General features: G+C 54.4%; 24 protein-coding genes and 2 pseudogenes. 13 read left to right on the top strand and 13 right to left on the bottom strand.

Features of this window, described 5'->3' with window-relative positions; translation table 11 throughout:
• Positions 1-13 precede the first annotated feature (13 nt).
• The 4 genes from DRW39_RS17640 to DRW39_RS17625 all read right to left on the bottom strand — a co-directional run bounded on the left by DRW39_RS17640 (position 14) and on the right by DRW39_RS17625 (position 3,275).
• Complete coding sequence (locus DRW39_RS17640; RefSeq protein WP_116108404.1) at positions 14-448, bottom strand: pyridoxamine 5'-phosphate oxidase family protein; 435 nt, start codon at positions 446-448, stop codon at positions 14-16.
• Between the two features lie 99 nt (positions 449-547).
• Positions 548-1,822 carry a TRAP transporter large permease gene (locus tag DRW39_RS17635; RefSeq protein WP_116108403.1) on the bottom strand — a complete coding sequence of 425 codons (1,275 nt, stop codon included), beginning with the start codon at positions 1,820-1,822 and terminating at the stop codon, positions 548-550.
• On the bottom strand, positions 1,819-2,295 hold the full coding sequence (locus DRW39_RS17630; RefSeq protein ID WP_116108402.1) for a TRAP transporter small permease: 477 nt from the start codon (positions 2,293-2,295) through the stop codon (positions 1,819-1,821). The genes DRW39_RS17635 and DRW39_RS17630 overlap by 4 nt, the downstream gene beginning before the upstream one ends.
• Complete coding sequence (locus tag DRW39_RS17625; protein WP_116108401.1) at positions 2,292-3,275, bottom strand: TRAP transporter substrate-binding protein; 984 nt, start codon at positions 3,273-3,275, stop codon at positions 2,292-2,294. Before DRW39_RS17625 ends, DRW39_RS17630 begins: the two co-directional genes overlap by 4 nt.
• Before the next feature lie 123 nt (positions 3,276-3,398).
• Between DRW39_RS17625 and DRW39_RS17615 the strand changes: the two genes are divergently transcribed.
• The 3 genes from DRW39_RS17615 to DRW39_RS17605 all read left to right on the top strand — a co-directional run bounded on the left by DRW39_RS17615 (position 3,399) and on the right by DRW39_RS17605 (position 5,764).
• Entirely contained in the window at positions 3,399-3,956 is a 558-nt protein-coding gene (locus DRW39_RS17615; protein ID WP_116108399.1) for a thioredoxin family protein, read from the top strand.
• 50 nt (positions 3,957-4,006) lie between these two features.
• Positions 4,007-4,588, top strand: a complete 582-nt coding sequence (locus tag DRW39_RS17610) for a Crp/Fnr family transcriptional regulator (protein ID WP_116108398.1) — start codon at positions 4,007-4,009, stop codon at positions 4,586-4,588.
• 93 nt (positions 4,589-4,681) lie between these two features.
• Positions 4,682-5,764 carry an SDR family oxidoreductase gene (locus tag DRW39_RS17605; protein WP_116108397.1) on the top strand — a complete coding sequence of 361 codons (1,083 nt, stop codon included), beginning with the start codon at positions 4,682-4,684 and terminating at the stop codon, positions 5,762-5,764.
• A gap of 172 nt (positions 5,765-5,936) precedes the next feature.
• Here DRW39_RS17605 and DRW39_RS17595 read toward each other — a convergent pair whose 3' ends face one another.
• A complete protein-coding gene (locus DRW39_RS17595) occupies positions 5,937-6,509 on the bottom strand; it encodes a Crp/Fnr family transcriptional regulator (protein WP_116108396.1) in 573 nt (190 codons plus the stop codon).
• An 86-nt stretch (positions 6,510-6,595) separates the two neighbouring features.
• Between DRW39_RS17595 and DRW39_RS17590 the strand changes: the two genes are divergently transcribed.
• The 3 genes from DRW39_RS17590 (at position 6,596) to DRW39_RS17580 (ending at position 9,958) form a co-directional block, all read left to right on the top strand.
• Entirely contained in the window at positions 6,596-7,906 is a 1,311-nt protein-coding gene (locus DRW39_RS17590; protein ID WP_116108395.1) for an NAD(P)/FAD-dependent oxidoreductase, read from the top strand.
• Between the two features lie 374 nt (positions 7,907-8,280).
• A complete protein-coding gene (locus tag DRW39_RS17585) occupies positions 8,281-9,135 on the top strand; it encodes a helix-turn-helix domain-containing protein (protein WP_157976195.1) in 855 nt (284 codons plus the stop codon).
• 88 nt (positions 9,136-9,223) lie between these two features.
• Entirely contained in the window at positions 9,224-9,958 is a 735-nt protein-coding gene (locus DRW39_RS17580; RefSeq protein WP_116108393.1) for an SDR family oxidoreductase, read from the top strand.
• Between the two features lie 102 nt (positions 9,959-10,060).
• On the opposite strand, the gene DRW39_RS17575 is transcribed toward DRW39_RS17580, so the two are convergent.
• The 3 genes from DRW39_RS17575 to DRW39_RS17565 form a co-directional block, all read right to left on the bottom strand.
• On the bottom strand, positions 10,061-10,783 hold the full coding sequence (locus DRW39_RS17575; protein ID WP_116108392.1) for a DoxX family protein: 723 nt from the start codon (positions 10,781-10,783) through the stop codon (positions 10,061-10,063).
• Positions 10,784-10,998: 215 nt separating this feature from the next.
• Positions 10,999-11,229, bottom strand: a complete 231-nt coding sequence (locus tag DRW39_RS17570) for a helix-turn-helix domain-containing protein (RefSeq protein WP_116108391.1) — start codon at positions 11,227-11,229, stop codon at positions 10,999-11,001.
• A 3-nt stretch (positions 11,230-11,232) separates the two neighbouring features.
• Entirely contained in the window at positions 11,233-11,718 is a 486-nt protein-coding gene (locus tag DRW39_RS17565) for a DUF2975 domain-containing protein (protein WP_116108390.1), read from the bottom strand.
• Positions 11,719-11,913: 195 nt separating this feature from the next.
• On the opposite strand from DRW39_RS17565, the pseudogene DRW39_RS22930 reads away from it, so the two are divergent.
• The 5 genes and pseudogenes from DRW39_RS22930 to DRW39_RS17540 all read left to right on the top strand — a co-directional run.
• Positions 11,914-12,096 (top strand): annotated as a pseudogene (locus DRW39_RS22930) (SDR family oxidoreductase); the annotation flags it as partial.
• 360 nt (positions 12,097-12,456) lie between these two features.
• On the top strand, positions 12,457-15,321 hold the full coding sequence (locus DRW39_RS17555; protein WP_198664931.1) for an ELWxxDGT repeat protein: 2,865 nt from the start codon (positions 12,457-12,459) through the stop codon (positions 15,319-15,321).
• 83 nt (positions 15,322-15,404) lie between these two features.
• Positions 15,405-16,319, top strand: a complete 915-nt coding sequence (locus DRW39_RS17550; protein ID WP_116108388.1) for a DUF3147 family protein — start codon at positions 15,405-15,407, stop codon at positions 16,317-16,319.
• A gap of 174 nt (positions 16,320-16,493) precedes the next feature.
• Positions 16,494-17,051: a Crp/Fnr family transcriptional regulator gene (locus DRW39_RS17545; protein ID WP_116108387.1), complete on the top strand. Its 558-nt coding sequence runs from the start codon at positions 16,494-16,496 to the stop codon at positions 17,049-17,051.
• A 181-nt stretch (positions 17,052-17,232) separates the two neighbouring features.
• On the top strand, positions 17,233-17,628 hold the full coding sequence (locus tag DRW39_RS17540; protein WP_116108386.1) for a RidA family protein: 396 nt from the start codon (positions 17,233-17,235) through the stop codon (positions 17,626-17,628).
• A gap of 577 nt (positions 17,629-18,205) precedes the next feature.
• On the opposite strand, the pseudogene DRW39_RS22925 reads toward DRW39_RS17540, so the two are convergent.
• Positions 18,206-18,754: pseudogene (locus DRW39_RS22925) on the bottom strand (DUF6584 family protein).
• A gap of 226 nt (positions 18,755-18,980) precedes the next feature.
• Here DRW39_RS22925 and DRW39_RS17535 point away from each other — a divergent pair.
• Positions 18,981-19,199, top strand: coding sequence for a hypothetical protein (locus DRW39_RS17535; RefSeq protein ID WP_157976194.1), 219 nt, complete (start codon positions 18,981-18,983; stop codon positions 19,197-19,199).
• Positions 19,200-19,488: 289 nt separating this feature from the next.
• Here the strand turns inward: DRW39_RS17535 and DRW39_RS17530 are convergent, their stop codons facing one another.
• Complete coding sequence (locus DRW39_RS17530; protein WP_116108384.1) at positions 19,489-19,989, bottom strand: hypothetical protein; 501 nt, start codon at positions 19,987-19,989, stop codon at positions 19,489-19,491.
• A 472-nt stretch (positions 19,990-20,461) separates the two neighbouring features.
• Entirely contained in the window at positions 20,462-22,306 is a 1,845-nt protein-coding gene (locus DRW39_RS17525) for a T9SS type A sorting domain-containing protein (protein ID WP_116108383.1), read from the bottom strand.
• Positions 22,307-22,814: 508 nt separating this feature from the next.
• Here DRW39_RS17525 and DRW39_RS22330 point away from each other — a divergent pair.
• A complete protein-coding gene (locus DRW39_RS22330; RefSeq protein ID WP_157976193.1) occupies positions 22,815-22,976 on the top strand; it encodes a hypothetical protein in 162 nt (53 codons plus the stop codon).
• A 102-nt stretch (positions 22,977-23,078) separates the two neighbouring features.
• Here the strand turns inward: DRW39_RS22330 and DRW39_RS17520 are convergent, their stop codons facing one another.
• Together DRW39_RS17520 and DRW39_RS17515 are read right to left on the bottom strand one after the other, a co-directional pair.
• Positions 23,079-23,591 carry a transcriptional regulator gene (locus DRW39_RS17520; protein ID WP_116108382.1) on the bottom strand — a complete coding sequence of 171 codons (513 nt, stop codon included), beginning with the start codon at positions 23,589-23,591 and terminating at the stop codon, positions 23,079-23,081.
• Positions 23,591-24,085, bottom strand: a complete 495-nt coding sequence (locus tag DRW39_RS17515) for a hypothetical protein (RefSeq protein ID WP_116108381.1) — start codon at positions 24,083-24,085, stop codon at positions 23,591-23,593. Before DRW39_RS17515 ends, DRW39_RS17520 begins: the two co-directional genes overlap by 1 nt.
• Between the last annotated feature and the right edge of the window lie 355 nt (positions 24,086-24,440).

Below are 24,440 nucleotides of genomic sequence, written 5' to 3'. Positions count from 1 at the left end.
CCTTGCTGGCCGACTAGGGAATCAGTTCGCCTTCGTCCTCGCCGTCCCAGTAGTGGATCCGCTCGGCGGTCACCTTGATCATCACGAGCCCCGGGGTGTCGATGCCCTGCTTGAACCACCGTTCCAGGTCCTCTACCCAGTGCTCGGCGAAGCGGGCCTTATCGCGGATGAGCTCGGCGGTGCCTACGATAGCGATGAAGATGGGCGGCTTGCCGAGCAGGCCTTTCTTTCCGGTGAAGGTCAGCCCGACGTGCGGGTCGCCCGCGATGTCGCTGACCATGCGCGTGGACTCGTGGCAGAAAAAATAGGAATCGCCGTCGTAGTCGACCTCCCCGTTGTTACTCATCGGGCGGCTCGCGACGGCGTCGCCGTCGGTCCGCGTCGAGAGCATACCGAAGTCGATATCCCGGATCTTTTCCGATAGTTGTTCCAAAGTCATGCCGGCCATAGGTTGGGTTGTTTGTCGCCGACTACCGGCGTTTAACGGGATATAACGTGCCTCCGTTTTCGTTGTTCCCTTTCTACCTGCGCTCCGTCGCCCTAAATATTAGTCCGTAAACAGTTCCGGCAACCACAGCGAAAGCCCCGGGAAAAGCGTCACCAGTGCCAAGACCAGCAAACTCATCAGCGAAAAGGGAAAGCCCGCCCGCGCTACGCTGCCGATCGACGTCTTCCCGATGCCCGCGGCCACGAACAGGCAGACCCCGAGCGGCGGCGTGGTCAGGCCGATCATCAGGTTGAGCAGGGCCACCACGGCAAAGTGGATGGGATCGATACCGACGGCCACGGCCACGTTGAGCAGAATGGGAAAGAGGATGAGCAGCGCCGCGATGGTTTCCATGAAGGTGCCGACGAAGATCAGCAGCAGATTGACCAACAGGAGCACCATGTACGGATTATCGGTGAAGTCTAAGATCCCGGAGGAAACGGCCTGCGGCAGCCGCTCGATGATCAGGATCCAACCGAACAGATTGGCGAAGCCGATCAGCACCATCAGGGAAGCCGACGTCTTCATCGAATCCAGGATAACAACCAGGGCTTTCCTGACCGTCAGCCGGCGGTAGACGAATAGCCCGACCAGCAGCGCGTAGACCACCGCCACGATGGAAGCCTCCGTCGGGGTAAAGAAGCCACCGATGATGCCCCAGAGAATGACGACGGTCATCAACAGCGCCCAAAAGGTATCGAAGAAACTGCGCGCGATCTGCCGGAGGCTGCTCCGCTCGTGGACCGGGTACTTCCGCTTGCGGGAGATGTAGTAGGTCAGCCCGAGCAGGGAGATGCCGAGCAGGAATCCCGGCAGTGCTCCCGCCAGGAAGAGCTTACCCACCGACAAGCCAGTCAGCGTAGCCGCGATGATCATCGAAACGCTGGGCGGAATGATGGGACCCACGGTGGAGGAGGCGGCCGTCACCGCGCAGGCGAAGGGCGCGTCGTAACCTTCCTTTTTCATGGCCGGGATCATGACCGATCCGATGCTGGCCGTATCGGAAATCGCGGTACCCGAGATACCGGCAAAGAGCATCGACGCCGCGATATTCGCCAGGGCCAGGCCACCCCGGATGTGGCCGACCAACCGGTTGCAGAAGTTGATGATTTTCTCGGTGAGTCCTCCCTGGTTCATGAGGTTACCCGCCATGATGAAGCCGGGGATGCTCAGTAGTACGAACACGTCGATGCCCGAGTACATCTTCATGGGGATGATGATGAGGGAGATATCCGCGATCACCAGGTAGAGCAGGCAGGACAGTCCCAGCGCGAAGGCGATCGGAAAGCGCAGCACCAGGAAGAGCGCGAAGCTGCCGAGTAGGATCCAGATCATGCCGCTGGTTTGTTAACCGATAGGTGCTTCAAAAGCCGGTCCACGGCGTAGAGCAGCACGGACAGGGCCAGTACCACCATGCCACCGAAGGCAATCGCCATCGGAAACTGCAGGCTGGGCGACCGCTCCGCGAATCCCATTATCGTAAAGGATACGGCGTGGTATAGGAAGAGAACAAAGAGCAGTACGGTCAGCGCGTCGATGGCCACCGTCAGTCGTCGCTGCCATGTCATGCCGAGCTTGTCGTACACGAAGTCAAAATAAACGTAGTAATCGCGCTTCAGGGCCGGGCCCGCGGCAAAGGCAATGGCGAGTACAAAAAAGAGGCGGGCTGCCTCTTCCGTCCACGATGGAGCCGTAGTCAGGAACAGGCGGGCGTAAATCTGCACCAGTATGCAGGCCAGAAAGCTGCCTGTCATCAGCAGCGTGCCCCACTTGAGGGCGGTATCGGCGATGCGGACGAAGGACCTCATTGCCCCGAAGATTTCAGCTCGCGGTACAATTGCTGCATCTCCGGGGAGAGGGTATTATAAACGGCATCGCCGCAGCCCGCCACGAAGGCCGGGCGGTCGACTTCCAGGAACTCCATTCCCGCGTCCTCCAGGAATTGGCGGGTCTCCTGCGCGTTCGCGTGGAAGAGCTCCCGTTCGTAGATCTGCATATCCCGGGCGCACTCCAGGAATATTTTCTTCAGGTCGTCCGGGAACTGCTGGAACTGCTTTTCGCCGATCACCGGGTGCGTCCAGCCGAAGACGTGGCTCGTCAGGTTGACGTACTGCTGTACCTCGTAGAAGCCGGCCATCTTCGTGAGGGGCAGGGGATTTTCCTGTGCGTTGATGACGCCCTGCTGCAGGGAGGTGAAGGCTTCGGAAAAGGCCATGGGGATCGCCTTGGCGCCGAGGGCGTCCCAGGCCGTCACGAAGGCGGGGATATTGGGAATACGAATGACGAGTCCGGTCAGGTCATCCGGGTGAAGGATGGGTCGGTTGGAGGTCAGGTGGCGGGGGCCGGCCTGGAAGTAGCCGACGGGCCGCAGTCCGGTATCGCGGATCATCGCCTCCTCGATCCGCTCGCCCAGGGTCCCGGCCATCAGGCTGTCGACCTCCTCCATGCTTTCCATGTAGAAGGGCATCTCACAGAAGCTCATGATCTCCGTCCAGTTGCTCAACAGGCTGCTGGTGCTGGTCATATCGATCACCCCCGACTGGATCATCCGGATCGCTTCGATCTCCTTCGCCAGCTGCTCGGAAGGGTAGGTTTGGAGCACCATCCGGCCGTCGGTACGCTCCTCCAGTATCTCTCCGAAGTATTCGAAGGCGCGGTACCAGGTATGGTCTTCGGCCACCAGCAGGCTGGCCCGCAAGAGAAATTCCGGTTCCCGTTCCGCCGAGCGGCAGCTTAATAGGGCGACGAGCGGCAGGAGAAACGAAATCAATCGACCGAATGGGCGCATAGGAGACCGGGGGATAGGCCGGGTAAGATACGCAAAGTCAGCCCCGGGGTCAACCCCAAAGCCGGTAAGCGCTTTATGATACCAACCAGCAACCAGCAACCAGTAACCAGCAACCAGCAACCCATGGCCCTTACCGAATCCAACATGATAGAAATCGGCACCCCCGCGCCCGATTTCAAACTGGAAGACACCATGTCCGGCGCGAAGCTCACCTACGACGACGTAAAGGGAAAGCAGGGCACGCTGGTCTACTTCATCTGTAACCACTGCCCCTACGTGATCCACACGATCGACGAGCTGGTCGACGTGGCGAATGATTACGAGCCGAAGGGCGTCGGTGCCGTCGCCATCAGCAGCAACGACGTGGAGAAGTACCCGGTCGACAGCCCCGATAACATGGAAGCGTTCGCCCTCAACAACTTCTTCACCTTCCCCTACCTCTACGACGAGGATCAGTCGGTGGCCAAGGCCTACGATGCCGCCTGTACCCCCGATCTCTACCTCTTCGACGGGCAGGGCAAGCTCTACTACCGCGGTCGCCTCGACGATAGCCGCCCCAACTCCGGTAAGCCCCTGACCGGGGAAGACCTGCGCGGTGCCCTGGATGACATGCTGGCGGGCAAGCCGAGTCCGGAGAAGCAGTACCCGAGTTCGGGCTGTGGAATTAAGTGGAAACAGTAGATCATGGCCTCCCGTACGGCACGGCCCCCGGTAGCGGATGAATACCCCCGATGTTTACGGAACTCTTTCGGCATATTGAGGAAAAGACGGCGCTGACGGAGGCGGACAAGCGCGGCATTCCCAATTTTTTCGTGCCCAAGCGGCTGCGCAAGAAGCAGTTCCTGCTGCAGGAGGGGGAGTACTGCCGCAGTCTCGCTTTCGTAGCCCGGGGCCTACTGAAGTCCTATACCCTCGACGGTGGCGGGCAGGAGCACATCAGCTTATTTGCCTGGGAGGGCTGGTGGGTATCCGATTTCAAGAGCTTCCTCTTTGACGAAAAGGCCATCCTTTCCATCGACGCGCTCGAGCAGAGCGAGGTATTGCTGATCGACCGGCCGAACTACGAACGGCTGCTGGTGGAAGTCCCGGCGATGGAACGGTATTTCCGGATCCTGTACCAGAACAGCCTGGTCACCAAAGACCGGCGGCTGATCGTGTCCAACACCTACTCCGCCCGGGAAAAGTACGTCCAGCTGATCACGACCTATCCCCAGATTGCGCAGCGCGTACCGCAGCACCTCCTGGCCTCCTTCCTGGGCCTGACCCCCGAAACGGTTAGCCGGATCAAGAAAGATATCCGCGAGGAAGCTTGATCCACATCAAGAATGCTTCCTGATCCACATCAATGCAGGGGCTGACGGTCGCCGGTACTTTTGTCCGCATACCTAACGGACAAAAATAACGGCATGAAAAACACGGCACTTATCGTCGGCGCGAGTGGAATATCGGGAAACAACCTCGCCCGCGAGCTCCTGGAGCAGGATTGGACCACCTACGGACTGACGCGAAGCTCCACCGTAGCCCTCGAAGGGCTCCACAGCCTGAAGGCGGATTTGCTCGATATGGACTCGCTACGCACCGCGCTGGCGGACGTGCGGCCCACCCACGTCTTCTTCACCGCCTGGATGCGGAAGGATACGGAGGCGGAGAACATTGAGGTGAACGCGGCGATGGTCCGCAACCTGCTGGAGGTACTTTCGCCCAAGGGGTCGGTTCGCCACGTGGCCCTGGTGACCGGCCTGAAGCACTACCTCGGCCCCTTCGAGGCGTACACCCAGGACGGTTTTCAGCCGGAAACGCCGGTGCGGACGGAGCACCCCCGGCTGCCCCTGCCCAATTTTTACTACGCGCAGGAAGACGAGGTTTTCGCCGCGGCGGAGCGCGACGGCTTCACGTGGAGCGTGCACCGGTCGCATACCGTGATCGGCAAGGCGGTCGGTAACCTGATGAATATGGGCACGACCCTGGCCGTGTACGCCAGTCTGTGCCGGGCAACGGGGGAACCGTTCACCTGGCCGGGCTCCGAGGCCCAGTGGAGCGGTCTGTCGGACGTGACCGACGCGCGCATACTCGCCAAGCACTTCCTGTGGGCCGCCACGACGCCGGCCGCCGGCAACGAGGCGTTCAACATCGTGAACGGCGACGTCTTCCGCTGGAGCTGGCTGTGGAAGCAACTGGCCGAATACTTCGGCGTGGCGTACCGGGGATACGAAGCCGGTAACCGCAGTCTGGAGGAAATGATGGAAGGCCAGGACGCAGCCTGGCGGAAGCTGGCCAGGGAGAAAGGCCTGGCGGAGCCGCAGCTGGACCGTCTCGCCTCGCCCTGGCACACCGACCTCGACCTGGGCCGCCCGATCGAGGTGATGACCGACATGTCCAAAAGCCGCAAGCTCGGGTTCACGGCTTACCAGGATACGCGGGAGTCCTTCTTTGATTTATTCGATACGTTGCAACGCGAAGGATTCATTCCTACCGTTGCGGGGCGGTAGTTTCGGATACTTCCTTTGCGCAGTGCTGTCCCCACGCAAGCTGCATGACGGCCGGCTGACCCCGCCGGTCAAGTCTAACAACGGAAAGACCTGGGCAATCTGCTGGCCGGTAAGTCCAGCCCGGAGAAGCAGTACCCGAGTGCGGGCTGTGGGATCAAGTGGAAGTAGGGCTTTACTTCCCCCGCTGGTGCCGCAACTTACTCAGGTATTCGGGCGTCAGGCCCAGATAGCCGGCGAGCAGGTACTGGGGGACGCTGTTGGCGATCTCCGGATGGGCGTCGCGGAAGGAGAAGTAGATTTCTTCCTTCGAGTAGTCGAACATGAATTTGATGCGCCGCTGCGCCGTTCCGTAGGCCGTCTCGTAGATCTTGCGGAAGTAGGTTTCGAGCTGGGGGTACCGGTGAAGTAGCTCCGCCTGCCGGTCGCGGCTGATCTCCAGCACCACGGACTCCCGTACCGCCTGGATCGAAAATTCGGAGCTCCTGCCGTGGTGCCAGGCGCGGTAGTCGGTCAACCACCAGTCGGGAATCGCGAACTGCAGAGTCTGCTCCAGTCCGCGCTGCGTGATGAAGTACAGCTGGAGACACCCACTGACCACGAAGTAGTGATGCAGGTTGGGCCGCTCCGCTTCGTAGACCACCTCCTTCTTCTCTAGGTGCCTTTCCGTGAAGTAGGTCCGAATGTGGCGGAACTCCTCCTCGCTGACGGTAGAGTACAGGTTGAGGTTAGTGTACAGCTGCTCCATGACGTTTCGGTAACTTCATTTCTTAATCCAGGTTAACTTTATTGGTATCCGGGGGGCAGACCTTTGCAGCATCAATACGCAAAGTTATGAAGGCTGCTAAGAGAATCGTGATCGTCGGAGGGGGCTTTGCCGGCCTTGAGCTGGTTAAGCAACTGGGAAACGCACCCGGAATTGAGGTCATCCTGGTAGACGGTAACAACTATAATTTCTTCCCGCCCCTGATCTACCAGGTGTCCACGGGTTTCATGGAGCCGTCCGCCATCAGTTATCCCTTCCGGAAGATCATCCGGGACCTGAAGAACGTCCGCTTCCGCCTGGGCCGCCTGCAACGCGTCGTGCCGACCGAGAACCGGATCGTGCTGGACAACGGAGAGCTACGGTATGACGTGCTGGTGATGGCCACCGGTACGGAACCCAACTACTTCGGCAACGAGCACATCGAGGAACTGAGCCTGCCGATGAAAAGCATCAGCGATGCCTTGTCGTTGCGCAACGTCATCCTGACCCGCTTCGACCGGGCTACGCGCACCGCCGACCCCGTGGAGCGGAAAAAACTGCTGACCTTCGTCATTGCGGGTGCCGGTCCGACCGGAGTAGAGCTGGCGGGTATCCTGTCTGAGATGAAGGCAACGATCATTCGCAAAGATTACCCCGAACTGGCGGAAGATGACCTGGGGGACATTGTACTGGTGGACGGACTGGCATCGCCGCTCTTCAGTATGTCGCCGGCCGCCCAGGGCTATACCAGTCGAAAATTGACCGAGCTGGGGGTTAAGCTGATCATGAACACCCTGGTGTCCGACTTCGACGGTAATACCGTCTACTTTGCCAACGGGGAGGAAATACGAACCAAGAACCTGATCTGGGCGGCCGGGGTGGCCGCCAAGACCTTCCCCGGCTTCTCCCCGGAGAGCTTCGGCGGGGGAAAGCGACTGAAAACCGACCGGTTTAATCGCCTGTTGACTTATGATAACATCTTCGCCCTCGGCGACTGCGCGCTGATTCAGGGCGACGACGAGTATCCCCGCGGCCACCCCCAACTCGCCCAGCCGGCCCTGCAGCAGGCCGTCAACCTGGGAGAAAACTTGCTCCGGAATGGCGAGGAATGGAAAAGTTTCCGCTACAACGACAAGGGGTCGATGGCCATTATCGGCCGGAACAAAGCCGTACTCGACCTGCCGAAGAACCGCTACACGCTGACGGGCTTCCTGGCCTGGTGCATCTGGATCTTCGTCCACATCGCCGGCCTGATCAACTTCCGCAACCGGATCCGCACCCTGCTGAACTGGCTGGGCTACTACGTCAATAAGGACCAGTACTTCCGGATGATCATTAAGCCGAACGAGCGGGTGGAGCGGGAGGAAGTTGCTGAGCCGGAGATGGAGTCGGTGGTGTGAACGGGCGAGTTGTCGTTTGTACAAGTGCAGGCCGCCTTTGAACTGTTCACAACACTGGAGCGGGGGCTACCCCTTCCGTTACGGCGAAAGGGGGTACTGCGAGGGGGGACACTTAGAAATCGTGTACCATAAATTAAAAAATTGTCCCCTATAGTGACGACAAGGGACAACGTGCACCATATCGCCTGACACATTTACCGCCAGCGACGGACAAGATCTAAATGATAACTACCCTAATGGAAGCTGCTTCGGCTATTCGTGGCTCAACACACGGAAGCGGAAGCGCAACAAACCCCCCAAAACTTTTCCCCACCCCCAGGCCTTTTTTCTCCGCGATCCACGCATGGTGCTGGACCGGTGAAGATGTGTACCCCATGAACGAGCAGGCAATGAATATCCCGGCACAGCGGAGCAGCTTACCGGTCTGTATGGCTACGCGGCAGGGGACGGTCTTGCCCAGTACGGGCTGCGTGGTGGACGAGCAGTCCACGCGTAGCGTAGGTTACTACCTCTCTTTCATTGGCAAGGGCACTTCGAGCTACGAGGTGGACCTTGAGAAGGTCTCCCTCACCGACGGCCAGCTACTGTTCGTCTATCCCAACCAGCTCTTCACGCATCCGGGTTACGATTCGGCGGAGGAGTACTACCACATCGCCTTCGACGACCGCACACTCGCCCTGCTACCCCGGCAGTTCGGTTTTCTGCTTAACCCGAACCATACCGCCGTGGTCGACTTCGACGAGGCTACGGTCGCGCGGGTGACCGCCGCTTTCGCGATCCTGGAAAACCTGCTGCGCAACCCGAAGAATGCCCGCACGGATACCCCTATCTTTTTGTCGTACCTCACTAGCCTGTTGACGGAACTGGAACTAGCTTACGCTACCACGGAGGAGCGCCCCGCCACCGCCCGGATGGCCAAATTCGCCGAGTTCAAGAACGCTGTAGAGCGCCGCCTGACGGAACAGGTATCGGTCAGCGATATCGCCGGTGAACTGGCCACCAGTCCCAGCACGCTGTACGGCATCGTGAAGGAAGTAGCGGGCACTTCCCCGAAAGAATACATCACCAACCGCCTGATGCTGGAGGCGCAGCGGCGGCTCTACCTCGGGCAACCCAGCATCAAGGAACTGGCCTACGACCTGGGCTACAGCGACCCGGATTACTTCTCCCGGCAGTTCAAGAAGTTTACCGGCAAGAGCGTCGGACAGTTTATGGAGTCCGTAAACTGATTTGTCCGGGTTTTCGAATAATTTGTACGGTATAGTGCCCCGGTACCCCCGGTAGTTTTGCCCCATCATTTAACGCAATACTACCCCCATGAAAACTGCATTAGTTACCGGCGCAAACAAAGGCATCGGACTCGGAATCGCCCGCCAGCTGGCACAGGAAGGCATTTACGTCTACCTCGGCAGCCGCAACCTGGAGAACGGCCAGAAGGCGGTCGAACAACTGAAATTGGAGGGCCTGACCAAAGTCGAGACGGTCCAGCTGGACGTTAACGACCAGGCCTCCGTCGACGCCGCCCGTGCGTATATCGCCGGAAAGGTCGATAGCCTCGACATCCTCATCAACAACGCGGGCGTCGGTGGCGGCACCGAGCAGGGGTCGCTGACCCAAAGCCCCGAAGCGATCAAAGATGTCTTCGAAACCAACTACTACGGCGTGGTTCGCATGACCCAGGCCTTCGTGGATCTGATGCGGGGATCCGACGCCCCGCGGATCGTCAACGTCAGCACGGGCCTGGCCTCGCAGACCGTGGCGACCGACTCGTCCAACCCATATTATGGCGTAAAGCTCACCGGCTACCAGTCCTCCAAAACCGCCCTGAATATGTACACCATCCAGGTCGCCTACGACCTGCGGGATACCAAATTCCGGGTGAACGCCGTCTGCCCCGGCGCCATCGACACGGATATGAATCGTAACCCCGGTACCGAACCCGTGGAAGTCGGTGCGGCGCGTATCGTGAAGTATGCGCTGATCGGGGATGACGGGCCTACGGGGCAGTACTTCAGTGAAGCCTTCTTTCCGGAGACTGCGGCACCCTGGTAACCTCAGAAAACCGGACTGCTTTAGTGTAGCCCTCAACCCCTCTACAAACATCGCTTTGTAGAGGGGATTTCTTTGGTCCGTAACGGAACTCGGGTCGTGAACTCAGTCCGCGTTGCGTGCCGCCTCATATTCCTGCAGACATTGGTCAAGGGTTTCTCCTCGGCGATGAATACAGTTGCAAAAGTTGTCTCCTGCGCTTCCGGCGCCCGAATCCTCGAACTGCAGCTTACAGTCGCGCAGAGAATTACGGGGCATCACCTCGTGGCCAAAGCGGGCGAATAGGACCACCGCTACTACAGTAAGCAAAACACTACCCAGGAACCGCCACGGGAATCGGTTGTCATAGACCGCCGGCTTTTCCACCAGCCCGAGATGAGAAAATTTCCGGAAGGGGAGCAAATAGCGGATGCGGTCGTAGTGCCACACCAATAGGTACAGATTGGCCAGCACCATGAGCGGCGAGGTAACGATCGACCCCTCGAAGCGCACGGCGTAGGAAAGCAGCCAGATGTTGACGATAATCGGGAAATAGAGTAGGGAGCCCAGTAGCACGGTGCGGGGGATCAGCAGCAGGATGGCGGCCAGCATTTGGGCGTAACCGATGAAAGTGTAGTAGTATCCGGTGCGGTGAAGCGCGGTCAAGTAGGCTCCCATCGGGTGCAGTTCGGACAGGCCGCTGGCGAAGCGCTCCCCCACCACTTTAGTCAGGCCGGCGGTGGTGAAGGCAAAGGCCAGCGCCACCCGGCAGAAAACAGAGAACAGCCAGTACCAACGATTCTTTTTCGCACGTAGGTAGAAGGCTTCGAAACGGGCTATTAAAGACATAACAATTGATTGTCGGGATAAGCCGGATTGATCCTCCCGTGCCGATTGTTTCAGCTCCGTTAGCGCTGGATTTTTCTAGAAAAGTATTGGTGAGTCCCTTTTTGGTCGGTCATACCTAAGAATTCTAATTTAAGCGCCTGTACGAAAGCGGTATAGTAAGACGGTTACATCTATATCGTCGGTAGATCAACCGGATAACCGAAGGTGGTCTACATCTAGCCATCCTGAATAACGGCCTGATTATCCGGTACGTATTCCAGCAGTTCGCCAGGCTGGCAATCAAGCTCCCTACAGATGACCTCCAGGGTCGTGAAGCGGATGGCCTTGGCCTTGCCCGTTTTCAGGATGCTGAGATTCGAGAGGGATAATTCTACGCGGGCGGATAGTTCGTTCAGTGATATTTTCCGGCGGGCCATCATTACGTCAAGGTTTACTACGATCGGCATGTGCTAGATAGTTAATTCGTTTTCGGATTGCAATTCGATGGCTTTGCGCAAAAGTTTCTCCACCACCGAAATTGCCGCGGTTGCCATGAGCAGGGCGAACGTCACGGCGATGCAGAGGGCTAGAAATCCGGCGGGATCGTCGTCGGGGTGGTGAAAGAGGCGGATATACATTCCGGCCAGTACGACGCATAGGCCCAAAATCAACGTGCAGACCTTCATGGTACGCAGTAGCTTGCCGGAGGGCGGCGAAAACAGTGAGTTATTGCCGATACGGTGGAGGAGGCGTATACCGTAGTATAAGCCGACGAAGAAAGCAATCGACGCCGCATAGCCAAAGAGAATAAATGGATCCGTGTACACCGACCACAGATCCAGATCCTGCGCCCGACCCTCTTGCAGGGGCATTACGATGAGCAGCGCGAGAACGACCAAGCCGAAGAGCACCAAGGCTACTTGTAGAAACAGTACGGGGATTCTTTTGAGCAGCATGTTGATAAGAATGATGGACTAAAGGCAAATATATTTATCGATAAACAATAAATAATTAATTTTTATCAATAAAATTTTGCCTTTCCAAATGCCTTTGCGACGCCCCCGCCCCCCCATCATCACGAACCTGAGCTCCTGACTGGCCTCACAGACCGCGGCTACTGACCCCGATAACCCCACGATTACTTCAAAACGACGGCCTACCAGACATCCAAGACGGTCCTCAATAGGTACACCATCCAGCTGGCGTACGACCTGCGGGACACCGACTCCAAGGTCAACGCCGTATGCCCGGGCTACATCAGCACCGACAGCAAAAGCCACGAGGGCCTGGAGCCGGTGGAAGTCGGCGCGACCCAGGCGTTTGGCGTGCCTTGATCAACTAGTAGATGGAAAGGGACACCCCCCGTACGTAGTATGTGCGTGCGGGGGTGTTCTGTTTTTTGCGGCGGGGCGCAGGAGAAAATCACTACCAGAAAAGGGAAGACACTACGCTCTTTGGTTCCAAGGATCACCCTGAACACTGTTTCCCGTTACCAACGCTGACGAATCAACCGGCCAAGTCGATTATTTGCCTGGCACTAAATGTACTGCTTCTTGCAGGTCCGTACTGCGGTGGCGTGCATCACCGGAAGGACAGCCCTTAAATTTGCTCCCCACAAAATGTTGAGTTTGTAAGCGCGTTACAAAGCGTTAAGGGTTGGAATACACCCCCACACCCGTAACTACATGCATTTTATGAAAAAATATAGCTGGCTTCTTCTATTCGTACTATGCGTGCAGGCACTCTTTGGGCAGGATCAAATAACAAATCTACTACGCGACCAGAACAAGGATAAATCATCCTATTTGCGTGATTTTGTGCAATTTGGTGACCAACTACTTTTCAGTGCGCTGACTGACGGCCACGGTCGGGAAATATGGGTGAAAGAGGGTGATGAAGCGGCACGGCTACTCAAGGATATCAATCCTGGTATGCAGAGCGGTCTGCAAGTGTCATTTGAGAGTACGGCGGTAGTACTCGATGATGCAATTTATTTCATTGCGGCTGACGAGTATTCGGAAGGAGAAATCTGGAAAACGGACGGGACTCGGTCGGGGACGATAAAGGTCACAAACAACCTAATGGGCAGGGTCAACAAACTCACGGTAGTGGAAAGTGATTTGTACTTCCTTGCCGAGGAGGAAGATATCTTACAGGTATGGACAAGTAACGGAACGGAGGCCGGGACCAGAATGGTAAAGGATAGTATTCCCTACTGGAATAATCCTTCCTACCAGGGCAAATGTAAGAACACCTTCATCTTCACTATTCAGGTACCCGGCACAAGTAACTCCAGAGTCTGGCGTAGTGACGGATCGGAGGCAGGAACCTATCCCATCACGCAGGAACTGGATGGTAATGGATCGGCCCCCGGCGGCACCACGCCCCTAAGCCAGTATATAGAATTTGAAGATAAGCTATACTTTATCAGCCGACGCTATCTACATCGTACCGACGGAACGGTCGAGAATACCGAGCAGGTAACCAGCTTTCACCAGGCCTTTACACAACTCATCGCATACGGAGACGTAATAGTCGCCAGTGGCAAACTGTATTTTTCATTTTTTGAGGAATATTCTAATCGGCTATTTATTTACGAGACGGACGGTACTGCCGTCGGAAGCAGCCTTATATACGACGAATGGCGGCCCGAATATTTTATGACTTCCAATCTGCTGCCCCGAGGAGATAGCCTGTTTTTTTGTGGTCCCAATCCGGAGGGGGGTACTTCTTTGCTTGGCCTGGACCTGACTGATCGCACGGTTTCTACTATTCAAAAACTTGCGGCCGATCCCGAGGAACCATACCAACGCAATGACGGTGTTTGCATGTTACAGCCGGTGAATGAAACGCTGGTCTTCTGCGCCGCGAAGAATGGTGCTTTTGAATCAGATGGATGGCTATCCGCGCTTACGACCGAAAGTACCCGAAGAGTGGAGGAACTGGATAACGTGGAGAAACTATATCCACTTGGCGGTCATAGCTACTTTCCGCGGTACGCGCAGGCAACGGGCTCTGAATTATGGCGGTCCGATCCAGACCACGCTTCCTTTTACTTGGTTGATAACATCCATACCCAAAAATTCGGGCTGGACGACCAACCGCTCCATGTGGTGAATGCACGACTGGTATTTACCGCAAATGACCATCCATACGGCAATTCGCTCTATAGTTTTAGTAGGTCTGTGGGTACAGAAGATATTCCTACCCAGGCCTGGCTTGTATACTCATTCTCTACGGTTCAATTGGGTGATCAAGTGCTCTTTGAGGCCCTTGACACTATTCACGGAAACGAACTATGGCGAACGGACGGCACGGAAAAGGGTACCTATATAGTGGAGGACATAAACGAAGGATATACTTCTTCCATGACCTCTGAGATTACCGTCCACAATGGTTTTGGGTACTTTACGGTATACCAAGGAGATTATCACTATTTGTGCAGGTCAGACGGAGCCGGTGTCGAATTCATCAGAAACTTAGGGGTTAATATGTATGGTGTTGCCCTCACGGTGAGTGAAATGGTGTCTTCGGGGGAATACTTGTATTTCACCACATCGGAATCCGGTGATCTACTCTGGAGAAGTGACGGAACTGAAAATGGTACCCTATCGATAAACCAGTTCAGGACCTGTGAAGGACTCATCAACGTCGATGGAAAGCTCTTCTTCCGAGCAAAGGAACAGGCAAGTGAGGACTACGGTCTGTGGGTTGCCACAGCGAGTCAACCCTTTGTTCGACGAGTGAAAGATTTTGGAATTCAGCCGGATTCGCAACCCAGCATGGTGGCCGGTTACAACGGTAGCCTAGTATTCACAGCCCATACCGATGATACAGGCAGGGAACTGTGGATTTCTGACGGAACGGAATCGGGCACCCGGCAGATAGCGGATATTAATCCCGGTGCGGAGAGTTCAGTCAGGAAAGTCGAATCCTGCCTATTTAAAAATCTGCTGTACTTCACCGCCCACAACGGTAAGGACGGTTTCGAACTATGGAAGACGGACGGCACCGCGGCAGGAACGGTCATGGTCAAGGACATTCACGCCGGTGAGCGTAGCTCCCTCCCCAGTTCCCTCGTGGCCATTGGGGATACGCTCTTTTTTCAGGCCTACGACGCCGAGCACGGCTTTGAATTGTGGACTTCCGACGGGACCGCTGCCGGCACCCGGCTGGCTGCGGATATCATTCCCGGTCCGGAGAGTTCCTTTCCCAGCCGTATGACTATGCTGGACGGCCAGCTTTATTTTATGGCCTACACCGTTGATTCAGGTCGGCAAATATGGAAGTTCGATCCCGCTAAATCCACCACGACTACCGTTTCCGTCGATCCCGACCAACTGACCGCTTCCGTCTTCCCCAACCCCACCACCGGAATATTTTACTTACCGGAGCTTGCCGGTGGACACCAGGTTGACATCTACAATACGGCGGGCAGGTTGATCCGATCCGTCGAGGTGGAAACGGAAATCAATATCTCCGATCTTCCGGCCGGCCTTTACTTCTGTAAACGCAGGGTAGGGGAGAGGTGCGTTGTGGACTCGGTCATCAAGCAATAGCTAGGCTCGGCCGCCATCTTCGTTGATGAGGTAAACACCTGCCCTATGGCTGCCAGCACTGCTCCGGCAGCCCTAATCTTGGATTGATTACGGGCACCAATAAAGGTAGCGGCTTCGGTATCGCCCGCCAACTTGCCCGGGAAGGCATTCTCGTGTACCTAGTGCTTCGGGCGGGTAATTTATCGACCACTATCCTCTACATGGAACCAGACTTCATCTATAAGGTAGTCGCCAGCATCCTAATTGGCGGAACCTGGGTAGCGCTAAGTACCGTGCTGGTGGAAAAACTGGGGACCAAGACCGGGGGACTGATCGCCGGACTTCCCAGCACCGTCGTGGTGGCCCTCTTTTTCATCGGAATGAGCCAGGGCACCGATGCCGTCGTGGCCGCCACCACGGTAGTGCCCCTGGCCTTTGCCGTAAACGGACCGTTCCTGCTGGCGTACGCCGCGCTGGCGAAAAGAGGTTGGTGGCAGGCGATGGTGCCCGCCTTAGGGATATGGTTTGGCCTATCGTACCTGATCATCGTTTTCCGGCTGGACGATTTCTTCTGGGGCGTAGTGATCTGCGGCTTGTTACTTACCCTGGTTACGGTCATCTTTGAACGGACGTTCAACGCCTTTTCCACGGCGGGGCAGCGGGCTGACTTCGGGTGGGGGCAACTCCTGACCCGGGCGCTGTTTGCGGGCACGATCATCGGCACCGCGGTGCTGGCGTCCCGCTTTCTTAATCCGCTGTTCGGAGGCATCCTGGCTTCGTTTCCGGCGGTATTCGTTTCTACCCTGATCATTCTGCACCGCAGCCGCGGCGCCGCGGTTTCCGTTGGCCTGGCCAAATCCCTGCTCATCAGCGGGTCGGTGAACGTGATCTCCTACATCATCGCGATCCGGTACCTGTACGGATCCGTCGGCCTCTACTGGGGCACCTTGCTCGGACTGCTGGTATCACTCCTCAGCGCCTATCTGACGCACCGCTTCATTATGCAAAAGCTGAAGTAGCCACTTCCCGAGGATCGGACCGGGGAGGTGTATCCTGCATACCAACGGCACGTCGCGGCGATCGCCCGTGACGGAAGGTGTCAACCATCGTCGTTGGCATAGAGTTACCTGATCGGGTAAACGGACCGTGACGTCAGCAATAATGCAGCGTTTATAGACTAGTCCCGCGTACGCATGAGAAAATTCCTCCGGGCGCACATCGAAGCGATCGTCCCCCTCACCGACGGGGAGTTTGCCATCGTACTGGACCACTTCTCCGAGCGGGAAGCGAAGAAGGGGGAGTACCTGATCCGGGAGGGAGAGCTGGTCCCCGATGCGTTCTTCGTCATCTCCGGGCTGCTTAAGCTTATTCACACGGATGCGGAAGGAAAGGAGTACATCGTAGCCTTTGCCATGGAAGACTGGTGGGAAAGCGACTACCTGGCCTACTTCACCGAGACGCGGGCCAGCATGTCCCTGCAGTGTATAGAGGATACCGAGGTGTACTGCCTGTCGCTCGCCGCCTACCGCAACCTGTGTAGCCGGCTACCCAAAATGGCCCTGTTCTTCCTCGAGAAGGCCACCCGGGGCAATATCGGCGCGCAGCAACGCATCCTGTCGCTGATTACTTCGAATGCCCGCGAGCGGTACCAACACCTGCTGGACCGCTACCCGGAACTCTTACAGCGGGTATCGAAAGCCCAGTTGGCGACCTACCTCGGCGTGTCGCGGGAGACCCTGAGTCGTATCTAGATGAATATAGTGACCTAAGTCACACCGCCCCGCCGGAAACGTGATATATGTCACGGGTGCCGGCCGCTTATGACTCTTAATTTTACAGCATTAGTAAACGACGCGGACCAGGTGAATATAATCTGTCATGGCTTACGCGATGATATGGTACCTGCGTGCCCGTCAAGCAATACAATTACTTATGGAAAAGCGAATCATCAACCCCTGGACCTGGTCCGAAAACCTCGGTTACGCGCAAGCCGTGGAAGTGAAGCAACCGACCAGCACCCTGTACTGCGCCGGACAGGCCGCCGTTCATCCCGACGGCACCTTCAGCGACGCGGATATGCGTACGCAAATGAAGCTAGCCCTCGAAAACCTGGAAACGGTGATCCGCGAGGCCGATTACGAACTCAAGAACATCGTGCGCCTGACCCTCTACAGCACCTCCGACGAGGAGCTATTTACCAACAATGCCTTCGAGATCTTCCTCGCATGGGTGCATAAGCACGAAATACGCGCCGCGGCCACCGCCATGGAAGTGAGCAAGCTTACCGGAAGCCTGTGTATTGAATTTGAGGCTACGGTCGTGAAGTAGGAAGGATCGCCTGACGGAGCTTGTTTAGGGTGCCGGTTTCTGTTCCTGTAATGACGTTTTGGTGGCGGTACGGGATGGACTCCTTTTCCGAAGGTATAGAAATGGACTATATCACATAAGTCGCGCCTGGATGTCGTCGTCGGCGATCGATTTACATAGCCCATGATAGATAAAGATACTGTAGTCGATTTTGGTATGTTTCGTTGGTAGGTACTTCGGCGAGGCCGTCTTTGGGGAGGGGGAGATTAAGTGGTAGCGGGCGCGGCCTAGGCCTTTGGCGTACCTTTATCACCTATAAAAATGGAAAGGACACCCCCGTGCGCGGTACATGCCTGCGGGGGTGTTTTATCTTTTGGCGGCGGGGCGCAGGCGAAGAGAAATGACCTGGTAGCTACCATCCCTGACGAATGATTTGGCCACCCGAAATTGGTGACACCTTACTGGATAAGGATCTACCGCAGGCTGGCTGGACCCATACCTATTCGACTCGGAACCAGGCGTAAATCAGCTGTTGCAGACTTCGTCGACTCCCACAGTACTCACGGCCGGCTTGACGATGGCGCAGGGTCAATGCCATTTAAAATAGCCACCTTAACGTAGTTACTACCCCAACCAATAAAAAGACAGCTACAAGAATCAGTATAAGAATAATCACACCGATAAACGCTGACTCTTTAAATTTCTGAACGGTCGTCCTTTTGTCTGCAAGCGATTCGCTTTTCTTTTTTCCGTACGTCGGAATATGGCCAACTTCTTTCTCGGCCTTGGTCTGTAGCGAGAAAAGAAGCTGTTTGACGCCGTCGGGTAATAGATTTTCATCGCCGTGAAACTTGATGTCCCTCAGCGCTTTCTACCCCGATCCGTTTATACTCTCCAGATACAAACTTACCGCGTCATTGATCCTTGGGTCATCGTCTTCGATCAGCAGCCAATAAAGACCGGCCTTATCAATCCTTCCTACTTGATAGTATATGTCTCCAAGTCTTCTTCTGAAGGTCAAGTTGTTTGGATAGGCACGGATAAATCCATGCGACCGGTCTATAGACTTCAAGACTAAGCCTCTTTTTAGATCGCTATCTATTCTTGCTAGTCTATCATTAACCTCAGAGCTGTTTAGCACCTTCATTTTTGCGTTGGGAACCTGGTTGGGTATTTGATTGAGTTGGCTAAAAGTAACGGTCGGTCTGTTTGGAAAGGTGACTCCCACGGGTAAAACCCACGAGCGCACTACGCCCAGCATAGCCTTCTACGACCAGTGGAGCGCCCAGGTCTCCGCCAGTGAGGAGAAAACAAAATAAGCTACCGTACATCGCGAGTACGCATACTCCATCAACCGGAACGTGACGGTGGGAATGATGCAGCGCTTTTTATACCACATCTACCTGGATGGCCCGGCCACCTGGCGAAGCAAAATGCTGGTTTTACTGGAGCTGATGCCCCGCTTCACCGAGCCCTACCGTCCGGATCAGGACCGGGTACGGAAGCGCAAGATAATGCGGATGAATAACCGCCATATCCACAACCGCCGTAAGGCAGCAGCGCAGCAAAAAAATTACAGAAAAGCGATGTAAACACCGGTATACTATCGTCACAATAGCCATCGTACAACGAGGGCGGGCTAGGGGGGGTGTTCACACCGAATCAACGAAAAGAAGAAGGCTCGTTATGGCCGGAAAACGGGCCCCGGCTGGGGGTGAGGGACCTGAAGTGATGCCCTAACCTAATGGTATTGGCGCGGTGTTGTCAGCTGGCCTGGATGTTTAACCAATTCAATGGCTTGCTGACAATGTCTATTGTATGGTGTCGTAGCTGACGATAGGAAGCTATGCGCTATACAAATTGTTGTATGCCATTTAATTATTAATTAAACCATATTATTTTATCAATAGGTTTATCAATTTTATTTATTTCTGACTTTGTAAATATAATTTCAAAATGAATTTTTATCTCGCTGTAATCAAGATTAGGATTAAAGAGCTGTCGAATAATCACATTATAATGTCCATTATCTAAGTGAATCTTTAAGTCAGAGTTATGCTTAGACGGAATTTTAGAACTAGGATAGGAGGCGGACATAGTTAAATCAGCATATTCGGTCAGGAATAATTGTCCATCAGTAACATTTATTCTAGCCTCAAATTCTCTGAAGGAATTTTTTGCAGTCTTTTCATTTTCAATTCTAATATTCCATTCGTCTCCTTCATCTCCTGTTTTCCATATTATCATATGTCCCTCATTGGATTGACTTATGAAATGAGAAATCAGTTGGTCAAACTCCCAGTCCTCTTTCACATAGGGTTGGTACTTATTTGAATCAACTAAAGCTAAAAATCCATCATTATCAATAATTTTCAGATTCATTTTTTTTTCAATTGTGTATTAAAGACCTTGTTAAAAGAAGTCAACCCACCTAAGTAACACTTTCTAAAATTACAGTTAAATTCACTGTTTCTCCTCTCCTGCGCCCGGGGCCTGCCTTCCTAAAGGCCGTAGGCCGGAAGGAAGCCAAGCCCGGGGCGCGCCAATTTCACGGTCGCCGGCTGCGTGCCTTCCGGTCCCGACTTCGCTGCGGAAAGTCAAGATCTGATGCCAGTCGGCAGTAGCGGCCGCTCTCGATCTGCTTACCTATCTCGGAGAACTGCTTACGCCAGGTATAGTAGGTGGCCGGATAGACGTCGTACTTCTCCAGGGTGGCTTTTCCGCCCTTGTCGGACGCCTCCTTAATGATCTACAGCTTGTCTTCGGTGGTGAATTTGCGCTTAGACATGGTGAAAAATTACAGTTTTTTAACTGTAATCCGTTCCGACAAATTAGGGGGCCAAAACAGAGCTTACTATTGTTTATGCACCTTGCTGGTGGTAGTTTTCGTTTTGACAAGATATAAGCCCGGATCCAAGTTGCCGATATCAATGACCAGGGAACCTTGTTTGGGCGCTCCCAAAATGGTGGTGAGGTTAGTGATGTCCTGCCCGGTGTTGTTGTAAATTCGAATCCGCTCTAATTCGGCTGCGGCGGCCGTTATTTTAATTTTGCTCTTGCTTGGATTCGGATAAATTTCGACCGGGGCGTATAGAGAACCTTGCGTTTTCACGCGCCGGATATCGGAATACGTGACCTGGCCTTCTACGGCTGTTTGTTTCAGACGGTAATATGAAATTCCGGAATGGGGATATTCATCGATCGCGGAGTAATATGAAATAGTGCTGGAATTACCGGCGCCCTTTAGTGAAACGATCATTTCCCATTCATTTCCATTTGGTGATCGCTCAATCGTAAAGAATTCGTTGTTCGTTTCCGATACGGTTTGCCATTCCAACTGCACGCGATCGTGGTAAAGGGTAGAGGCGGTGAAATTCCGCAATTCAATCGGTAGGGGTGTTTGGGCGATATTGGTGGTCCCTAACGTGAACCTGAGATTATTGGCAAGGGCCGTAACCCCCGCGAATTGGTAGATCTTGCCTTCTACGGGAGTTGCTCCCGCGATCGGAATTTCGTCGGCGAAAAGCCCATCGTTGTCGCTGTCTACCAAAAGCCTTAGGTCAGCGGCCGTAACCGGTCCCAGGCCGGTCAGGTCAAATTGAATATCTACCGCCCCTACGTCTACGGCTGTTCCCGAGGTATTTACTTCACTCGCCCGCCAAACTCGCTCGAACCTAGCTTCTAAAGGGGAGGGAATATCAGTGATTTGTACGGCATCCTGAAGACCGTTGTCGTGGCCCCAAAGCAAGAATTCATCATTTTCCAGATTCGTTGGATTAAGTATGTGGACCACCCCACTGCCTTTCGCATCCGGGTGCACATTGGAAGCATCCACTCGACCGATTCCGGCCACTTCGTAGTCGTAATTCCCGCCGGCTACCTCGTCTTCGTTGTAGACGTCATTACTGGCCAATGTTAGGCCGTACTTGGCTGCCAAATAATTCTGCAGAATGATTATCTGCGCCTTGTTTAAAAGCGTACTATAAATTATCACTTCGGCAAGGTGTCCATGCAGAAATTGCCCGCTGCCTCCTTTATTGGCACCGATTATCCAGTTTCCCGTGGCCGATTCTCCCTGGAATCCACTCCTCACATTGCTGGTGTTTCCGTTCAGATAAAACGTTTGGGTGGAAGAAGGTGAGGTTAAAGTGGGGTCATATGCGTCATAACTGTTCCCGGCTATTGTCCAGTTATTCGGGGCATAGATTAAGGGATCTGAGTTTTGTTTGGTTCCATCAATGAAGGAGAGCAAACGCGTGTTATTCATATAAAAGAGACTCCGTCCCACTCCGGTTCCATCCTGTTGAGAAATTAAGCTTCGGTTACCCGATCCTGATTCGATAAATACGGAGAGAAAGCTGAAATCAGTATTGGCGGGATTAATGGACAAGATGCTTTCCAGATAATGGCCACTTAAATAAACAGCAGGAAATCCATTGATTACCGACTCGTGCCAGGCGGGCTGGTAAAGGGATACGGTTTGCCTACTGTGGTTGCCGGAACCGGACAAATCGTTCCACTGCGCTATTTTTTCTCCCTCACGCGTTGGCGTCGTACCGGCATCCGAAAAGGTTAAGGAGTTAGCATCGTGCCACAGCGCTAAACTTGACGTTCCATCATCCGAACCGATCCCCCCAGGTCCACTTTGAGCTAGCCCAAACACGGGAAGCAAGACAAAAGCAAGGACCAAATTTCTCATATTTTCTGCTTTTCATGATTACTAAGGGTACGGGCGGGAGATTCCTGGACGGGCTGAACCCCACCTTTCTTACCCTTTTGATAATCGTGACCAGACATCACGGGCTACCTTTTGACCACTCCCCCGGGCTACTTTTTTAATTATCGTGCGGGTTGTCCGTTGGGGGATAACGGTAGTACACTTTCTAGGACCGGCTATCGATGACTCGACACCTACTTGCCGGCCGCACCCCGTTGCTTTGCCCGATGCACCAAAAGTTGAATCGGATGAATAGGGCTGTTATGCTCCAGCACGCCCTTCATACGTGCTTTGGGCGGGAGCGCGCGGTCCATGGCCGGTTCGACAGTCGATCCTGCCGACGAGGTGCGTAACGCCGTCGTAGGGGCTTTCATTGCCGGTGTGGAGCCGGAATGGTAGTTCGAAGCCGCAATAGACCGGAGTAGTAGTCGTTTACGGTAATTGCCGGGGCGTTGAAAGGGTCACCTTTCTCTTCAACTCTTTCCTGCAGTTGGCGCTGATCTCGGCCTACATGCATCCCGGGGTCGAACGCGATCTCTGGTCCAGCTTCGCCTTCTACAACCAGCAGAGCGTCCTGCTCGAGCGCGGGCAAAAACTAACGCGGGTGGTTAACCGCCATATAACGACCGCCGTACGGCAGCAGCGTAGCTAAAAAATTATAGGAAAGCGATGTAAACACCCGCATACTACCGTCGCAATAGCCACCGTAGAACGAGGGTAGTAGGGGATGAGGTACCAGGGGCAATTTCTTAAATTAATGGTGTTGGCGCGTTTTTCGGCGGGTATAATTTATTAGTCCTGCTAAATTATAATTCCCTTCTGGCTTCTCCTCTCTTATATATTTTGACAACTCATTCTTTGACTCTACGTGGAGCCAGACGACTGGATTGATGCCGAAAATATTTCCAATTTTTATGGCGAGATCTGGATTCATCTTTCGTCTTCCCTTCAAAACGGCAATTAGATTAGAGTAATCATAGTCAATGTATTTAGAGAAGCGCGCTTTTGTCACACCAATTGCCACTATCATCTTTTCAATGAAGGTGCCTGGCGGTATGATCTCTTCACTCTCTTCGTTTAGATAGGTTTCTAACTGGAATCTAATTGAAAGCAACGCGTTTTCAGTCCTTCTCGCCTCAGATTGACCCTGACTGTGGGCAGAAATCATCTGCTTGAGTTGTTTGAAGCTTTCGGCATTTTGATTCACGAGTGCTACTCCTAAACCATTTACTCCGCCCTCATTGATAAACTTCTGCTGCTTTTTCATTAGATCGATTGATTGAGATAGGTTTTCATCAGCTTTCGGCCTGCGTCCGGATCGATAAACATTTTTTGACCCATGGCTTGTGTCGCTCCGTATTTCTTCTGGTACAACGCTATCAGTTTCGTTTTGCTCTCAAAGGCTAGGTAACCTATGTAGTGGCCCGCTCCTTGCTCGAAGCTCTTGTAACACCCAAAAGCGATCAAGCATCCAGCCACCCGATCGTAGCGCCCGTGTTCGCCATAATTATGCGGTGCGACTTCGATGTTGTTCATGTATAGCATCTCCTCGTTAAGCAACGTGAGCATCAGTACGCCCTCAATTTTATCGGGCTCCCTTACGCTGACGATTTTATAAAACTCAGATCCTTCCGTTTTACCCAGTCGCCTCCAGGTAAATTGCCATTCGTCTTTCTTGAATGGCAAGTCCGATTTCGAGCACCTTATTATCAGCGCGTCGACTGATTTGCCGCTGACGACTTCGACAAGTTGAACTTTCACACTTACAAGATACAGTCAAATATTGACATGTACAACGCCATTTATGTCTAAAGTTGACAGTTGTTGGTTGTTCCGAACGGGTGCGCCGGCGCAGGCCGGCTTGACCAACCAACTTAGGGATCAGGAGCCTTCTATTCTAGCCGGTAAAGCGTCATCGAAACCCAAAACCACCACCGCCGGCTTGACGATGGCGCAATGTTCACGGCCATTAAGCTAAGCTTTTTACGGCATTAGGTTTCTCCTGATCTTAGACGGATGACCCGCGCCCTGACCCGCTTCCTCTCCTTTCTACGTGCCTTCCCCGATCTCAACGCAGAGGCTCGCCAGAAGTACATCGTGGAGCCCCACCGACGGT

Source organism: Lewinella sp. IMCC34191, from assembly GCF_003390935.1.
Classification (GTDB): Bacteria; Bacteroidota; Bacteroidia; order Chitinophagales; family Saprospiraceae; genus Neolewinella.
Note: the sequence above shows the minus strand (reverse complement) of the source record. Positions and strands in the feature narration are given on the sequence as shown.

Bases quoted from the DNA above. Each gene is read 5' to 3' on its own strand.
- DRW39_RS17565 (WP_116108390.1), bottom strand. From the start codon at position 11,718: ATGCTGCTCAAAAGAATCCCCGTACTGTTTCTACAAGTAGCCTTGGTG.
- DRW39_RS17580 (WP_116108393.1), top strand. From the start codon at position 9,224: ATGAAAACTGCATTAGTTACCGGCGCAAACAAAGGCATCGGACTCGGA.
- DRW39_RS17615 (WP_116108399.1), top strand. From the start codon at position 3,399: ATGGCCCTTACCGAATCCAACATGATAGAAATCGGCACCCCCGCGCCC.
- DRW39_RS17535 (WP_157976194.1), top strand. From the start codon at position 18,981: ATGATGCAGCGCTTTTTATACCACATCTACCTGGATGGCCCGGCCACC.
- DRW39_RS17555 (WP_198664931.1), top strand. From the start codon at position 12,457: ATGAAAAAATATAGCTGGCTTCTTCTATTCGTACTATGCGTGCAGGCA.
- DRW39_RS17595 (WP_116108396.1), bottom strand. From the start codon at position 6,509: ATGGAGCAGCTGTACACTAACCTCAACCTGTACTCTACCGTCAGCGAG.
- DRW39_RS17530 (WP_116108384.1), bottom strand. From the start codon at position 19,989: ATGAATCTGAAAATTATTGATAATGATGGATTTTTAGCTTTAGTTGAT.
- DRW39_RS17520 (WP_116108382.1), bottom strand. From the start codon at position 23,591: ATGAAAAAGCAGCAGAAGTTTATCAATGAGGGCGGAGTAAATGGTTTA.
- DRW39_RS17540 (WP_116108386.1), top strand. From the start codon at position 17,233: ATGGAAAAGCGAATCATCAACCCCTGGACCTGGTCCGAAAACCTCGGT.
- DRW39_RS17570 (WP_116108391.1), bottom strand. From the start codon at position 11,229: ATGCCGATCGTAGTAAACCTTGACGTAATGATGGCCCGCCGGAAAATA.
- DRW39_RS17640 (WP_116108404.1), bottom strand. From the start codon at position 448: ATGGCCGGCATGACTTTGGAACAACTATCGGAAAAGATCCGGGATATC.
- DRW39_RS17525 (WP_116108383.1), bottom strand. From the start codon at position 22,306: ATGAGAAATTTGGTCCTTGCTTTTGTCTTGCTTCCCGTGTTTGGGCTA.
- DRW39_RS17610 (WP_116108398.1), top strand. From the start codon at position 4,007: ATGTTTACGGAACTCTTTCGGCATATTGAGGAAAAGACGGCGCTGACG.
- DRW39_RS17545 (WP_116108387.1), top strand. From the start codon at position 16,494: ATGAGAAAATTCCTCCGGGCGCACATCGAAGCGATCGTCCCCCTCACC.
- DRW39_RS17605 (WP_116108397.1), top strand. From the start codon at position 4,682: ATGAAAAACACGGCACTTATCGTCGGCGCGAGTGGAATATCGGGAAAC.
- DRW39_RS17575 (WP_116108392.1), bottom strand. From the start codon at position 10,783: ATGTCTTTAATAGCCCGTTTCGAAGCCTTCTACCTACGTGCGAAAAAG.
- DRW39_RS17590 (WP_116108395.1), top strand. From the start codon at position 6,596: ATGAAGGCTGCTAAGAGAATCGTGATCGTCGGAGGGGGCTTTGCCGGC.
- DRW39_RS17625 (WP_116108401.1), bottom strand. From the start codon at position 3,275: ATGCGCCCATTCGGTCGATTGATTTCGTTTCTCCTGCCGCTCGTCGCC.
- DRW39_RS17585 (WP_157976195.1), top strand. From the start codon at position 8,281: ATGAACGAGCAGGCAATGAATATCCCGGCACAGCGGAGCAGCTTACCG.
- DRW39_RS17635 (WP_116108403.1), bottom strand. From the start codon at position 1,822: ATGATCTGGATCCTACTCGGCAGCTTCGCGCTCTTCCTGGTGCTGCGC.
- DRW39_RS17630 (WP_116108402.1), bottom strand. From the start codon at position 2,295: ATGAGGTCCTTCGTCCGCATCGCCGATACCGCCCTCAAGTGGGGCACG.